This window comes from Polaromonas sp. P5_D5 (genome assembly GCF_054049435.1).
The window spans coordinates 424,335-439,514 of sequence record NZ_JBFUMJ010000001.1 but is presented as its reverse complement, the minus strand read 5'-3'; the positions used below and the strand labels follow the sequence as shown (position 1 = coordinate 439,514).

At 64.8% G+C, this 15,180-nt stretch carries 8 protein-coding genes; 4 read left to right on the top strand and 4 right to left on the bottom strand.

Annotated features, from left to right (window positions below; genetic code table 11):
- Window positions 1–38: 38 nt before the first annotated feature.
- The gene (locus ACXJKE_RS02105) at window positions 39–1,235 is read right to left on the bottom strand and encodes a pyridoxal-phosphate dependent enzyme (RefSeq protein ID WP_457278915.1); all 1,197 of its coding nucleotides are present in this window, start codon (window positions 1,233–1,235) and stop codon (window positions 39–41) included.
- An 81-nt stretch (window positions 1,236–1,316) separates the two neighbouring features.
- Between ACXJKE_RS02105 and ACXJKE_RS02100 the strand changes: the two genes are divergently transcribed.
- Window positions 1,317–2,291, top strand: coding sequence for a LysR family transcriptional regulator (locus tag ACXJKE_RS02100; RefSeq protein ID WP_457278914.1), 975 nt, complete (start codon window positions 1,317–1,319; stop codon window positions 2,289–2,291).
- Here ACXJKE_RS02100 and ACXJKE_RS02095 read toward each other — a convergent pair.
- The 3 genes from ACXJKE_RS02095 to ACXJKE_RS02085 form a co-directional block, all read right to left on the bottom strand.
- Window positions 2,257–3,171: a transglutaminase family protein gene (locus tag ACXJKE_RS02095; protein ID WP_457278913.1), complete on the bottom strand. Its 915-nt coding sequence runs from the start codon at window positions 3,169–3,171 to the stop codon at window positions 2,257–2,259. The genes ACXJKE_RS02100 and ACXJKE_RS02095 overlap by 35 nt on opposite strands.
- 18 nt (window positions 3,172–3,189) lie before the next feature.
- Window positions 3,190–5,979 (bottom strand): circularly permuted type 2 ATP-grasp protein, encoded by a 2,790-nt coding sequence (locus tag ACXJKE_RS02090; RefSeq protein ID WP_457278912.1) that lies wholly within the window; start codon window positions 5,977–5,979, stop codon window positions 3,190–3,192.
- A gap of 184 nt (window positions 5,980–6,163) precedes the next feature.
- Window positions 6,164–9,766 carry a transglutaminase family protein gene (locus ACXJKE_RS02085; RefSeq protein ID WP_457278911.1) on the bottom strand — a complete coding sequence of 1,201 codons (3,603 nt, stop codon included), beginning with the start codon at window positions 9,764–9,766 and terminating at the stop codon, window positions 6,164–6,166.
- A 261-nt stretch (window positions 9,767–10,027) separates the two neighbouring features.
- On the opposite strand from ACXJKE_RS02085, the gene ACXJKE_RS02080 reads away from it, so the two are divergent.
- From ACXJKE_RS02080 to ACXJKE_RS02070, 3 genes are all read left to right on the top strand, one after another.
- Entirely contained in the window at window positions 10,028–12,586 is a 2,559-nt protein-coding gene (locus ACXJKE_RS02080; RefSeq protein WP_457278910.1) for a DNA internalization-related competence protein ComEC/Rec2, read from the top strand.
- 90 nt (window positions 12,587–12,676) lie between these two features.
- Window positions 12,677–14,170, top strand: coding sequence for a circularly permuted type 2 ATP-grasp protein (locus ACXJKE_RS02075; protein WP_457278909.1), 1,494 nt, complete (start codon window positions 12,677–12,679; stop codon window positions 14,168–14,170).
- Between the two features lie 2 nt (window positions 14,171–14,172).
- Complete coding sequence (locus ACXJKE_RS02070; protein ID WP_457278908.1) at window positions 14,173–15,135, top strand: alpha-E domain-containing protein; 963 nt, start codon at window positions 14,173–14,175, stop codon at window positions 15,133–15,135.
- Window positions 15,136–15,180: the final 45 nt, after the last annotated feature.

The following is a 15,180-nucleotide window of genomic DNA, read 5'->3' as shown; positions in this document are numbered from 1 at the left end:
AAATTCCTTTGCGGGCTGAAGAAAAAGGAGTCGTGTGGTCAAGGGATGGGGTTAAAGGTGTCGCGGTCGCCTTTGGCCGTGAGCAGCAGCAAGGCGTGTTCTGATGCCTGTACTTGGCCGAGTGCGCGTAGGTGCGCCAGCGCACTGAGGCAGGCGCCGGCGCAAAGCTCCACCCACAGGCCTTGCGCCGCGAGTCGGGCGCTGCCCTCAATGGCGCCGGCATCATCAATGGCCACGGCGCCGCCGCCTGACTGCTGCACGGCCAGTTGCTGCTGCAGCGTGACGGTGCTGCCGCCTGTTGAAAATTGTGCCGTCTGGCCGTTAAATTCCGATTGCAGTGGCGCACCCTCGAGTACGCGGGAAAGGCGGGGGAACGGCTCAACGGCCCACAGCCTGGGCATGTGCCCGATGAGTTTCGCCTGGTGCAAATCACGCAGTGCGCTGTAAATGCCCCAGAGCAGGTCGCCGCGCGCAGTGGGCACCAGCACGTGGTCCGGCACGCAGCCGCCGGCGACAAATTCGAGCGCCACCGCGCGGTAGCCTTCCACGCCAAAGGCCGGGCTGCCGACCGCGGGCACGCTGTAGTTGGTGAGCGCAAATGCGCCGTCCTGCTCGACCCGCCGGCGTACATGGCTCCAGCGGTCAAAGCCGTGGTCGAACACCACGCGCCGGGCGCCCAGGTGATGGAGGGCTCGCGCAAAAGGCGCCGGCATGTCGCGGTAGGTGGCGATTTCGCAGGGCAGTCCGGCCGCGGCGCAATAGGCTGCTGCCGACACTGCTGCGTTGCCGCTGGAAGCCAGCACCACGGTCTGCGCGCCTGCGTCCAGCGCTCGGCTGACGGCCTGTGCCGACATGCGGTCTTTGTGCGAGCCAGTGGGGTTCATGCCCTCGTGTTTGGCGCTGAGCTGGCGCAGGCCAAGCTCGCGCGCCAGGCGCGGCAGGTCCAGGCAAGGCGTGTCGCCTTCGCCCAGGGACACGCCGTGGGTGTAAGGCAGCCAGTCTCCCCACTTATAACCTGTGCTGGCTATTTTCAGCGTTTGTGGTAGCCCGGTGTAAACGGCCTCCAGGCTGGCGGGCGTGCCTTTCGCCGCGCAGTGCGGGCAACCGGTGGGCAAATCCTGCAGCGGGTATTCACGGGCGCAGAGGATGCAGCGCAGCCCGGTCAGCCGGGGATTACGGCTGATGGCGTTCCACACCGCAGAGTTTGGAAGGGATTCGGGGAAAACAGGATTCATGGGCAGATGGTACGAAGACCGTGGCCTCTCATGCATCGCTTGTTTGCGATTTAAAATAAGTAAAACTTATAGGAAGAAGCCATGGCTGAAGCCAGTGCACGTCAGATTGAGGTGTTCCGCATGGTCATGCGGCTGGGCACCGCCAACCGCGCGGCTGCGGCGCTGCACGTGAGCCAGCCGGCGGTCACGCAACTGCTGCAGCAGCTCGAAGCGCGCGCCGGGCTCAAGCTGTTTGACCGGCCCAAAGGCAAGCTCACGCCCACACCGGAGGCGCACGCGCTGATGGAAGAGGTTGAGCGGGTCTACGAAGGCCTCGAAGCCGTGCAGCGAAAAATTGTGGCCCTGCAGTCGCATGAGGACACGGTGCTGCGCATCGGTTCGCTGCACGCCATGGCCGCCAGCGTGATGCCCTGGGCGCTGGCGGAGTTCCAGCGCAGCTATCCGCGCACGCGCTGCCTGCTGTTGGTCGACAGCTCGAAAGTGCTGCGCGAGGCGCTGTTCCAGGGCGCTGTGGACCTGGCCTTCCTGGGCGATGAGGCGGACACCAGCGGCCTGGTGTCCTCGCTTTTTTACCAGGTGCCGGCGGTGTGCATCATGCCCGCAGCCCACCCACTGGCTCGCAAGCAGGTCCTGCAGCCCAGGGATCTCGCAGAAGTGCCGCTGGTCGGCCTGTCCACCTCGGATACCGCCCAGCGGCGGCTGGAAGCCGCGTTCGCACAGGCGGGTGTGCAGCCGCGCTTTGTGATTGAAACGCCTTACAGCGCAACGCAGTGTTCGCTGGTGCTGGCCGGAGCCGGGCTGGCAGTTACCAATCCGCTGGTGGCGCGTGAATATGTGGCGCTGGGCCTGCGCAGCGTGCCACTGGCGGCTGATGTGTCGTTTCGGGCCTTGCTGGCTTTCAAACCGCGCCAGGCCCAGTCGGGCGCCGCGCAGGAATTTGTGAGCCTGTGCCGGCGCTGCCTGGCACGCAGCCTGCCGGAGGGTTCGCTGCTGGAAGAGCCGACAGCGCCGCTGAAGCCGCTCAGTCCCCGGCGCTTGCCACCGGCTCCACCGTAACGGCCACGTCCAGGACGTGCTGCGCACCGCCGCGGATCACACCGCGCATGGGCGATACGTCGAGGAAGTCGCGGCCGATGGCCAGGGTGACGTAGTCTTCACCCGGTGCACGGTTGTTGGTGGGGTCGAAGTCGAGCCAGGCGCCCAGGCCGGGGCAGTACACCGAAGCCCAGGCATGCGAGGCGTCGCTGCCCACCAGCCGTGGCTGGCCGGGCGGCGGCGTGGTGAGAAGGTAGCCGCTGACATAACGCGCCGGCAGGCCCATGGCGCGGCAGCAGGCCACCATGATGTGCGCGAAATCCTGGCACACGCCTTTGCCCAGCTTGAGCGCCTCGAGCGCCGGCGTGTTGACTTCGGTGCTTTCGCTCTCGTAGGTCATGGCGCTGTGAATGCGTTCCATCAGGTCACGCGCTGCCTCGGGCAGCGGCCTGCCCGGCAGGAAGCTGGGGCGGGCAAATTCAATGAAGGCATCGTCGCGCGGCACATAGGGCGAGGCGAAGAGGAATTCGGAGGCACTGTCGTAAGCCGCGCCGGCGCGGTAACGAAACTGTTCGCGCACCTGCTCCCAGGCGGGCGATGCAGGCTTGCCGGCGGACAGCGACGCCTCTGATTGCAGCGGGTTGGCCACCGATGTGGAGACAATGCTGTCGGCCACCACAGTCAGGCTCTCATGTGCCGCCTGCAGGGAAAAGTAGGTGCGCGTATTGCCGTAGACGTCTTCGGTTTCGCGCAGCTGGACCGGTTCGGGGTTCACCCGCAGGGCATAGTCCAGCAGGGTCTGGCCGTTTCGGCTGGCGGGCTTGAGGTGCACCACATGGTGCGCGTTTTCCACCACCGGGGCATAGCGGTAACGGGTTTCGTGAACGACGTGAAGCAGCACGGAAAAACTCCTGGGGCCTCAGGCGCCCAGGCTCTGGCTGGCGGAAGCCGCGTGGCTGAAGTAGCGGCGGCTCAAGGTGTCTGACAGTTCCAGCGCGGCATCGCAGCATTGCTCAAGCAACTGCACCAGCCGCCCGTCATGTTGCCCGCCGTTTTCATCTTCGCTTTCACCGGTGCTGGCTGGGGCCTCCTGGCACAAATCAGCCAGGGCCCAGCTGCCGGGGTCGGGCAGTTCCATCGCCAGGTCGGGCATGTCGCCCGGCGCGCTGCCCGCCAGCTTGGCCAGGCGCCCGCGCAGGGTCTGCACCACCCAGCCGAGGGAGCGCGGGTTGTCGCGGTCCAGCACCAGCAGATCAAGCAGGGCCGGGATGTCGCGGCGCTGCTGGTACTGCGCGTGGAAGGTGATGGTGCTGTCGAACAGCGCCACCATGGCGTTGAAGCCGCCTTCCTCGAACACGGAGCCGGTTTCGAAACCGCGCACCAGTGCGCCCGCCAGGGTATTGAGCCGTTCAATCAGCCGCCCCACGCTCAAGAGGCGCCAGCCGTCGTCGCGTGTCATGCGGTCGGTTTGCGCGCCCGTCATGGCTGAGAGGAAGCCGCTGGCCGACTCCAGCGCCCGCAGCGCCTCGACGGAAGAATATTCGAGCAGATATTGGCTGGATTGGCTCTGGCTTTGCCCACCCTGGCTTTGGGTCTGGCCCACGGCGCTGAACGATGAGCAGCGCTGGAAGAAGTCGGTCTCGGTGCGCACGATCATGTGCCACTGTTCCTGCGACAGGCGTTCGCGCACGGCAGATGCCGCGCTTTTGAGCGCCCGCAGGTTGAAGCCGACGCTGGCGGCCTGTTCGGTGTCGGCCAGATTGGCGATCAGCGCGCGTTCGAAGACACGGCGCGCATGCGTGGCCGGCGGCACGGTGTCCAGCACCAGCGCATTGCCGACGGCCATGCTGGTCAGCCAGGCCAGCAGCGGTTGCGACGTCTGGTCTTCGCCGCCCAGGCATTGCAGCGTGATCTGCGCCAGGCGCGTGGAGTTTTCGGCACGCTCGGTGTAGCGGCCCAGCCAGAAAAGGTTTTCGGCCGCGCGGCTGGTCACGGGCGGGCGGTGGCGCAGCGGCGCTGCGGCCCAGGCAGGCGCCGGCTGCTCGGTGCGCGGCGCAGCGGTGTGTTCGGCCGCCGCCCTGGCTGCCGATGGATCGCCCAGCACCCACACGTCGGCACTGCTGCCGCCATGCTGCATCGACGACATGTTTTCGTTCTTGCCCGCCAGCCGTGCCAGCCCGCCCGGCAGCACCTGCCAGGAGCCGTTGCCGTCGGCCACCGCAAACACGCGCAGCATGGCCGAGCGCGGGGAAATCCGCTCACCCTGCCAGGTCGGCGTTTGCGGCAGAGGCAGATAAGCCTGCACGGTGAAGTCTTCGCCCCGGCGAACAATGCGGCCGGCCCATTCGTCCAGCGCGCGGCGCGACAGGGTATGGCCGATGACGGATTCCATGCCGGTGCCCGGATAGGTCGGCTTGATCACGCAGGTCTTGAGCTGGCTCAGCACGTCCTGCATCACCGCCTGCTCGCCGCACCACCAGGTGGCCAGCGAGGGCAGGGCCAGGGTTTCACCGAGCAGGTGCTCGGAGAGTGCGGGAAGAAAGCCGAGCAGCGCGCTTGATTCGAGGAAGGCCGAGCCCGGCGTATTGACCACCAGCACATTGCCCGCGCGTATTACCTGCAGCAGGCCGGGCACGCCCAGTGTGGAGTCCGAGCGCAGTTCCAGCGGATCGAGGAATTGGTCGTCCAGGCGCTTGAGCAGCCCGTGCACCCGCTCCAGGCCGCGCAGGGTTTTCAGGTAAAGCTTGTCATCGCGCACCAGCAGGTCGCTGCCCTCGACCAGTGTCAGGCCCAGGAAGCGCGCCAGGTAAGCATGCTCGAAATAGGTTTCGTTGTAAGGCCCCGGCGTCAGCAGCACCACGCGGCTTTCCTCGTTGCTGTCCGTCGGGCTCATGGCTTTAAGGCCATCCACCAGCGCCTTGTACGACGCGGCCAGCCGCTCGACCTTCATTTCGCGGAAGGCTTCGGGGAACAGCAGCGAAATCGTCAGGCGGTTTTCGAGCAGGTAGCCCAGGCCCGAAGGCGCCTGCGTGCGCTGCGACACCACCGACCAGCGGCCGTCGGGGCCGTGCGCGATGTCGAAGGCGGCAATGTGCAGATAGGTGCCGCCGGCCGGCTGCACGCCCTGCATGCCGCGCAGGTAACCCGGGTGGGCATGCACCAGCGCGCTGGGCAGAAGGCCTTTGGAGAGCAGCTCCTGCGGGCCGTAGATGTCGGCCATCACGCGGTCCAGCAGGCGGGCGCGCTGCTGGATACCGGCCTCGATCTGCGCCCAGTCGGCGGGCGAGACCATCATGGGGAACAGGTCCAGCGACCAGGGCCGCTGCGGGCCATTGGCGTCGGCGTAGACGTTGTAGGTCACGCCGTTGTCGCGGATCTGGCGGCGCAGGTTGGCGGTGCGGTGGTTCAGGTCGTAAAAGCCGTCGCTGCCGAGGAAGTTGAAAAAGCGTGTCCAGTCGGGCGACAAGGCGTCATCAGTCCCCGCCGCTGGGGCTTCGGGCCGGGCCGGGGCTGTTTCAGGGGGACTGCCTGCGGCCCGCAGCGCGGGCTGTGCCGGCGCGGCCGTTTCTACAGGTGCGGGGCCCTCGGACGCACGGCCCCGCAACTCATCGAAATGCCCCGCCGCCGCATGAGGCGCCAGCGCCGCAGCCAGTGCGCAGGGAGATTCAAGCGACTGGGCGGCAAAAAGTGACTGAGTGTTATTTTCCACGTGGGTGCAAGTATGCCTGCGGCCCATCCCCTGCAAGGCTCAAGGCGGGTTGAATGCACGGCCAAAATGGCTATTTATGCCGCCTGCGCATGCAAATGTTGCAGCCATAAGACAGCCGTTAACGGTACGGGGAGGCGCTTCGCCCGGGGCTTTCAAGCCCCGGGCCGCCGCCGCAGGGGCGGATTCAGCGCAGATCGAGCGTGAACGGGAACTCCCGGCTGGGCTGCGCCGGCGCCACGCGCATCTTGCCCGGGGTGTGGCCCATGCGGAAAAAGCGCGTGAGGCGGCGGCTTTCGGCCTCGTATGAATTGACCGGCAGCGTGTCATAACTGAGCCCGCCCGGATGCGCCACATGGTATTGACAACCGCCCAGCGAGCGTTCCATCCAGGTGTCGACGATGTCAAACGTGAGCGGCGCATGCACGCCGATGGAAGGGTGCAGGGCCGAAGGCGGGTTCCAGGCCTTGTAGCGCACACCGGCTACATATTCGCCGACGCGGCCGGTGCTTTGCAGCGGCAATGCCCGGCCGTTGACGGTGACGACATAGCGGTTGTCATTGAGGCCCGTCACATGCACTTCGACGCGCTCCAGCGATGAATCCACATAACGCACGGTACCGCCGGCCGAGCCTTCTTCGCCCATCACATGCCAGGGCTCCAGCGCACTGCGCAACGTCAGCTCAATGCTGTTGGACTTGACCTGCCCGATCAGCGGGAAGCGGAACTCGAAGTGAGGTTCGAACCATGCCATGTCGAAGCCGTAGCCGGCTTCGCGCAGCTCGGTCAGCACGTCTTCAAAATCCATGCGGATAAAGCCCGGCAGCAGGAAGCGGTCGTGCAGCTCGGTTCCCCAGCGCGTGACGCGGCCGTGGTAGGGCTTGTTCCAGAAGCGCGACACCAGCGCGCGCAGCAGTAGCTGCTGGGCAATGCTCATGCGCGCATGCGGCGGCATTTCAAACGCGCGCAGCTCCAGCAGGCCCAGGCGCCCGGTGGCGGAGTCGGGCGAGTACATCTTGTCGATGCAGAATTCGCTGCGGTGCGTGTTGCCGGTCACGTCGACCAGGATGTTGCGCAGCGTACGGTCCACCAGCCAGGGCGGCATGTCGGCACCGTATTTTTTGCGGTTGTTTTCGATCTCGCGCAGGGCGATTTCCAGTTCGTACAGCTGGTCGTTGCGGGCCTCGTCCACACGCGGTGCCTGGCTGGTCGGGCCGATGAACATGCCCGAGAAAAGATAGCTCAGCGACGGGTGGTTGTGCCAGTAGGCGATCAGGCTGCCCAGTACCTCGGGCTTGCGCAGGAAGGGGCTGTCGGCGGGCGTCGCGCCGCCCAGCACGAAGTGGTTGCCGCCGCCGGTGCCGGTGTGGCGGCCGTCGGTCATGAATTTCTCGGCCGACAGGCGCGTTTCATGCGCGATCTTGTAGAGGAATTCAGTGTGCTCCACCAGCTCGCCCCAGTTGTAAGCCGGGTGGATGTTGACTTCAATGACGCCGGGGTCGGGCGTGACCTGCAGCATCTTCAGGCGCGGGTCGCGCGGTGGCGGGTAGCCTTCGAGCACGATGCTCACGCCCAGCGATTGCGCCGTTGCTTCCACCGCGGCCAACAGGTCGAGGTAGTCTTCGAGCCTTTCCATGGGCGGCATGAAGACGTAAATCGCACCGGTTTCGCCACGGCCCGACTTGTTGGCCTTGCTGTCCGGGTCGGCCTTGGGTTTGTCTTTCGGGCCATTGGCGCGGGATGGGTCTCGTACTTCCACGCAGAGCGCGGTGCGCGTGAGCCAGGCGGCCGATTCAAAGGGCTTGGGCGCGCGATCGTCGGCAGGCGTCGTTGCCTCTGCGGCCGGTTTGCCATCCAACCCGTCCGTACCGTTCGTTCCGGTGTTTCCCAGCGGGCGGAACTGAAGGATGCGGCTGGCTTGCGACAGCGCGGTATTGCCCGTCATGTAGCGCGCCATGTACTGCGCGAGCGAACTGGCGCTGCCGCCTGCCGATGCGGCCGCCGGTGTGGCGCCGCGGGCTGCGCTGAAGCTGCCGTTGTAGCGCGCCGCCAGTGCGGAAGCCGCCGGCAGGTCCTGTCGCGGGGCAAACGGATCGGACTCGATCATGTAAGGGTAGTCGGTCTTGGACACCCAGGGCACCGAATCCAGCGGCAGGCGGTAGCCCATGGGCGAGTCGCCCGGCATCAGGTACATGCGCTCTTCGCGGAAGAACCAGGGGCCGGTGGTCCATTTGGGCCCACTCAGCGCGGGCGAGGCGCCTGCGTTTCGTTGCTTGAGTTGCTCCTTGGTTTGCAGCGGCAGCACATAGCCCACGACGGAATCCAGGCCCTGCATGAAGACGCGGCGCAGGCGTTCGCGCTCCATGGCGTCGTCCAGCTTCGAATCAAATGGGTCGACATTGACTGGCAGCCGGCGTTCGCGCCAGAGGTAGTACCAGGTATCTTCATAGCCTGGCGTGATGTAGGTGGTGGCCAGGCCCAGCTTGCCCGCCAGTGTCTGCACAAAACGCTGCGCGTCGGCGCTGGTGTAGTTGCAGGGCTGGCGCTCGTCGGCGAAGAGGCTCGGGTTTTGCCAGATCGGCTGGCCGTCCTTGCGCCAGAAAATGCTGAGCGCCCAGCGCGGCAATTGCTCGCCGGGGTACCACTTGCCCTGGCCGAAATGCAGGAAGCCGCCTTCGCCATATTCGGCGCGCAGCTTTTGCACGAGTTCGGTCGCATAGCCGCGTTTGGTCGGGCCCAGTGCGTCGATGTTCCATTCGGCCGCGTCGCGGTCGGTGGTGGCCACAAAGGTAGGTTCGCCGCCCATGGTCAGGCGCACGTCGCCGGCCGCCAGGTCTTTATCGACCTTTTCGCCGAGCGCCAGCACCTCCTGCCATTGCTCCTCGGTATAGGGCTTGGTCACGCGCGGTGATTCGTAAATGCGCTGCACCGCCATGTGGTGTTCGAACTCGACTTCGGATTTGTCGACGCCGCCTTCGACCGGCGCTGCGCTCGACGGCTCGGGCGTGCACGCCAGCGGAATGTGGCCTTCGCCGGCCATCAGTCCCGAGGTCGGGTCCAGGCCGACCCAGCCGGCACCGGGCAAAAACACCTCGCACCAGGCGTGCAGGTCGGTGAAGTCGGCTTCGGCGCCGCTGGGGCCGTCGATGGATTTGACGTCGGCTTTCAGCTGGATCAGATAGCCCGAGACAAAACGCGCGGCCAGTCCCATGTGCCGCAGCAGCTGCACCAGCAGCCAGCCGGTGTCGCGGCAGGAGCCGCAGGCCAGGCGCAGCGTTTCTTCAGGCGTTTGCACGCCGGGCTCCATGCGAATGGAGTACTTGATGTCCGACTGGAGGCCCTGGTTCAGACCCACCAGGAAGTCGATGGTGCGCTTGGGCGTGCGGTCGATTTTTTCAAGGTAACGCTTGAGCAGCGGTGTGGCTGGCTGGGTGGCCAGGTAGGGTGCCAGTTCGCGGGCCTGCAGTGCGTTATAGGTAAACGGGAATTCTTCGGCAGCCGGTTCCAGGAAGAAGTCAAACGGGTTGAACACCGCCATTTCCACCACCAGGTCCACCGTGACCTTGAACTCGCGTGTCGGCTCGGGAAACACCAGCCGGGCCTGGTAATTGGCAAACGGGTCCTGCTGCCAGTTGATGAAGTGGCCGGCGGGCTCAACCCTGAGGGAATACGACAGTACCTGTGTGCGGCTGTGCGGCGCAGGCCGCAGGCGCACGACCTGGGGGCCGAGTTTGACCAGGCGGTCGTATTTGTAATGCGTGATGTGGCTCAGGGCGACGTGGATGGACAAGGCAGCCTCGCTTTTAAAGGAACGGGCGTGTAATCACGCCCTCTGGAAAATACGTTCAACAGACCGCCACATCTTGCGGTCTCAGGAACGCCGTGTAAACAGCTTACCCGGATTTGGTGGCATTTCTGAAAGCAAGAGCTGCGCCACGTGGTCTCTTGAGTGTGAACCGGCTGTTTGGCGCTGTTTGTTGGCTATCTGCCGCGCTTTCCCGTTAAGCTCAAAGCGGTCAGTGCATAAAAACAGTTCAAAGGGGAGGCGGGTTTGAATCGACCTGTATCAGCCGGGGCACGGCTGTATGCGGCAAGCCCGGGGCCGGTGTTTGCCGGTTTTATTGCGGGTGTTGCCCTGCAGTTGCAGCAGCCCGTCTTGTGGCCACAACAGATTTATGCCGCCATGGCGCTGCTGGCCTGCACCCTGGCTGGCCTGTACCTGCGCTTTGGCAGGCTGCGTCTTCCTTCGTGGGGAAGGGTGGTTTCGGCCTTTGCCCTTGCTGCCTTGCTCGGTGTGGGCCTCACGGGCTGGCGTGCCGGCGTCTTCCTGACGGCGGCGCTCAATCCGGCGCTGGAGGGCCGCGATATCGAGGTCACAGGCCAGGTGCTGGCGATGCCGCAACCCGGAGAAGATGGCCTGCGCTTTCGCTTCGCGGTGGAATCTGCCCGCCTCAATGGCGGCACAGTCACCCTGCCGCCGCAAATCATGCTGGGCTGGTATTCGGGCTTTGCCGGGCGCGAGCCCGCCGTACCGGCGCAGGACGCCGACCCGTTCGAGATAGCACTGGCCTTGCAGCGCCAGCCGCAAGCCCTGCGCGCCGGAGAACGCTGGCAAATGACGGTGCGGCTCAAGGCGCCGCACGGAAACAGCAACCCTTATGGTTTTGACTACGAACTCTGGCTGTGGGAGCAGGGCATACAGGCCACGGGCTATGTGCGTGCCGGCCCGCGCGACGCACCGCCGGCAAAACTCTCCAGCAGCTGGCAACACCCCATTGAGCAGGCCCGGCAAGCCGTGCGCGAAGCGATTTTTGGGCGCATTGAAAACCGGCAGCTGGCAGGCGTCATTGCCGCGCTGGTGGTCGGCGACCAGGCCGCCATCGAACGCGCCGACTGGGATGTGTTTCGTGCCACGGGCGTAGCTCACTTGATGAGTATTTCAGGCCTTCATATAACGATGTTTGCCTGGGCTGCCTCACTGCTGATCGGCGCGCTGTGGCGGCGATCAGCGCGTTTCACGCCGCGGTTGTGCCTGGTGTTGCCGGCAGCCGCTGCAGGTGCTTTGGGCGGCTTGCTGCTTGCCACCCTGTATGCATTGTTTTCCGGCTGGGGCGTGCCCGCGCAGCGAACCATCTGGATGCTGGCCACCGTGATCCTGCTTCGGCAAGGCGGCAGGCAGTGGCCCTGGCTGCAGACCTGGCTGCTGGCCATGGCCGTGGTGGTGGCGCTGGACCCATGGGCGTTGATGCAAGCCGGGTTCTGGTTGTCTTTCGTTGCGGTGGGTGTTTTGTTTGCTACAGATTCAGGAGCTGCTCGCGCTCATGGGGAAAGGGCTGCAGCCCAATTCGACTCAAAAAAACAACCTGAGGACGGGCACTGGTGGCAGCGCCGGCCCAGATGGCTGGACAGCGTTGGGCGTGCGATGCGGGAGCAATGGGTCGTCACGCTGGCGCTCACGCCCCTGTCGCTGCTGCTGTTCAACCAGGTTTCGCTGGTCGGCCTTCTGGCCAATGCCGTGGCCATTCCGGTGGTAACACTGGTCATCACGCCGCTGGCTTTGCTGGGCGTGGCGTGGGCGCCGGTGTGGTCGCTGGCGGCATGGTCGGTCGGCGGGCTGGCGATATTTTTGCAATGGCTGGCGAGCTGGCCGCTGGCCTCGGTCAGCGTGGCGGCGGCGCCGCTGTGGTGTGCTGTCGCCGGCGTTGCGGGCGGCGGCCTGTTGGCCACGCGCCTGCCGTTTTATTTTCGAGCGCTGGGCCTTCCCCTGTTGCTGCCGGTGCTGTTGTGGCAGCCGGTGCGCGTGGCGCCGGGGCAGTTTGAATTGCTTGCCGCGGACATCGGGCAAGGCAATTCCGTGCTGGTGCGTACGGCAAGCCACACGCTGCTGTATGACGCCGGCCCGCGCTTTTCGCGCGAAAGTGATGCCGGGCACCGCGTGCTGGTGCCGCTTCTGCGCGCGCTGGGCGAGCGGCTGGACATGCTCATGATCAGCCACCGGGACATCGACCACATCGGGGGCGCCCAAGCCGTCCTGGCCATGCAGCCAGAAGCCAGCCTGGTGAGTTCGATTGAAGACGCGCATCCGCTGCAAATGCAGCGCAAAGCCGGCCGCTGCGTGGCCGGCCAGCGCTGGGAATGGGACAGCGTGGCATTTGAGGTGCTGCACCCCGTAGCCGCCGATTACGACGCTGCCAGCAAGTCAAACGCCATGAGCTGCGTGTTGCGCATCTCCAGCAGCGTCCCTGGCGGCAGCCGCACAGCCCTGCTGGTCGGCGACATCGAATCGCCGCAGGAACTCCGGCTGGCAACCAGCGTGCCGGCCAGCCTCAAGGCTGACTTTCTGCTGGTACCCCACCACGGCAGCAAAACATCGTCCAGCGCGGTGTTCCTCGATGCCGTCAGGCCGCAGTGGGCGGTGGTGCAGTCGGGTTACCGAAACCGTTTTGGCCACCCGGTGGAGTCCGTGGTGGCGCGTTATGAGGAGCGCGGCGTACGCCTGGTGAAGTCGCCGCAGTGCGGGGCTGCCACCTGGCAAAGCCTTCGCCCCGGGGAGATTTTGTGCCAGCGGGAGCAGGGCAGGCGCTACTGGCATCATGTGCCTGAACGCTAAAAATATTGGCGGACGCACCGCCTTGGCGCATAACTTGCTAAGCTACGTTAAAACAATTGCCATGCGCATAACTTGCTGGAGATCAAGCCAATGAGCCGACCGATGTTCGACGAAATGAACGCCACGGAGTCCAGCGTCCGTGAGCATTACCAGGGTTACCAGCGTTGGCTGGCCCGGCAGCCTGCCGACGTGATGCAGGCCCGCCGCGCCGAAGCTGAAATGATTTTCCGCCGGGTCGGCATCACTTTTGCGGTTTACGGTGCCAAGGACGAAGACGGCGCCGGCACCGAACGCCTGATTCCCTTTGACCTGATTCCCCGCATCATTCCCGCCCACGAATGGGCCAGCATGGAAAAAGGCCTGGTACAACGCGTCACTGCACTCAACCGCTTCATCCACGACGTGTACCACGGCCAGGAAATCATCAAGGCCGGCGTGGTGCCGTCCGAGCAGATCTTCCAGAATGCGCAGTTCCGCCCCGAAATGATGGGCGTTGATGTACCCGGCAATATCTATTCGCACATCAGCGGCATCGACATCGTCCGTGCGCCCGACGCGCAGGGCAACGGTGAGTACTACGTGCTTGAAGACAACCTGCGCGTGCCCAGCGGTGTGAGCTACATGCTGGAAGACCGCAAGATGATGATGCGGCTCTTTCCCGAGCTTTTCAGCGAAAACCGCGTTGCGCCTGTTGCGCATTACCCCGACCTGCTGCTCGAAACCCTGCGCGGCATGGCGCCGCCGGCCACGGCCGAGCCTACGGTGGTGGTGCTGACGCCCGGCATGTACAACTCGGCCTATTTTGAACACGCCTTCCTGGCGCAGCAAATGGGCGTCGAGCTGGTCGAGGGGCAAGACCTTTTCGTCAAGGACAACTTTGTCTACATGCGCACCACGCGCGGCCCCAAACGCGTCGACGTGATCTACCGCCGCGTTGACGACGACTTCCTCGACCCGCTGGCCTTCCGCCCCAATTCCACCCTGGGCTGCGCGGGCCTGCTCAATGTGTACCGCAGCGGCAATGTCTCGCTGTGCAACGCCATCGGCACCGGCGTGGCAGACGACAAGTCGATCTACCCTTACGTGCCCAAGATGATCGAGTTCTACCTCGGCGAAAAGCCCATTCTGAAAAACGTGCCGACCTACATGTGCCGCAACAATGAGGATTTGCAGTACACCCTGGCCAACCTGAAAGACCTGGTCGTCAAGGAAGTGCACGGCGCCGGCGGCTACGGCATGCTGGTGGGGCCAGCTGCCACCAAGGCCGAGATCGAAGAGTTCCGTGCGGCCTTGCTGGCCAATCCGTCGGGCTACATTGCGCAGCCCACCCTCAGCCTTTCAACCTGCCCCACGTATGTGGAAAGCGGCATTGCACCGCGCCATATCGACTTGCGGCCCTTTGTGCTGAGCGGTAAAGAAGTGCAGATGGTGCCGGGCGGCCTCACGCGCGTGGCGCTCAAAGACGGCTCGCTGGTGGTCAATTCGTCGCAGGGCGGCGGCACCAAAGACACCTGGATATTGCAGGACGGCTCGTCCATGCAGTACCAGTCCCAATCGCAGTCGCAATCCCGGGGAGGAATGTAATCATGTTGTCACGCACTGCAGACCACCTCTTCTGGATGTCGCGCTATACCGAGCGGGCGGAGAATACAGCGCGTATGCTGGATGTGAACTACCAGACCTCGTTGCTGCCGCAGTCCGATGCGCTGGTACAGGCCGGCTGGCAGGGCCTGCTCAGCATCAGTGAGCTCAAGCCTTCGTTTGCCGCCAAGTACGGCGACACCATCAACCCGCGCGACGTGATGGACTTCATGGTGCGCGACGAAAAAAACTCGTCCAGCATCATTTCATGCCTGCAGAACGCCCGTGAAAACGCCCGGGCTGTGCGCGGCACGCTGACCACCGAAGTATGGGAAACGCAGAACCAGACTTACCTCGAAGTCATCCGCATGCTGCGCAGCGGCGACTTCGAGCGCGACCCGGGCCAGTTCTTTGAATGGGTCAAGTTCCGTTCGCACCTGTCGCGCGGCGTGACCCTGGGCACCATGCTGCAGGACGAAGCCTTTCACTTCCTGCGGCTGGGCACCTTCCTCGAGCGCGCCGACAACACCGCGCGGCTGGTGGACGTGAAGTTTCACGCCGTGCAGAACGACTTTCTCGGTATGGCCGGCGAGAAAGACCAAGAATACGACTTCTACCACTGGAGCGCCATCCTGCGCAGCGTTTCGGGCTTTGAGGTCTACCGCAAGGTGTACCGCGACGTCATCAAACCCGAGCGCGTGGCCGAGCTGCTGATCCTGCGCGCCGACATGCCGCGCTCCCTGCTGGCCTGCCTGAACGAAGTCATGAGCAACCTTGCCATGGTGACCAGCGACACCAGCAGCGAAACCCAGCGCCGCGCCGGCAAATTGCGCGCCGACCTGCAGTACGCACGTATCGACGAAATCCTGGCAACGGGCCTGCATGCATTCCTCACGCAGTTCCTGGACCGCGTGAACGAGCTGGGCGCACACATCAGCCGAGAGTTTTTGGTGCCGGCCACCACTTGAAAGACGGTAACCCACCGGCCGCAGCGCCGGGCCAGCCAAGGCCAG

What these genes read in the sequence shown, in the direction of transcription:
- ACXJKE_RS02100 (WP_457278914.1), top strand. Translation starts at nt 1,317, where the DNA reads ATGGCTGAAGCCAGTGCACGTCAGATTGAGGTGTTCCGCATGGTCATG.
- ACXJKE_RS02075 (WP_457278909.1), top strand. Translation starts at nt 12,677, where the DNA reads ATGAGCCGACCGATGTTCGACGAAATGAACGCCACGGAGTCCAGCGTC.
- ACXJKE_RS02070 (WP_457278908.1), top strand. Translation starts at nt 14,173, where the DNA reads ATGTTGTCACGCACTGCAGACCACCTCTTCTGGATGTCGCGCTATACC.
- ACXJKE_RS02105 (WP_457278915.1), bottom strand. Translation starts at nt 1,235, where the DNA reads ATGAATCCTGTTTTCCCCGAATCCCTTCCAAACTCTGCGGTGTGGAAC.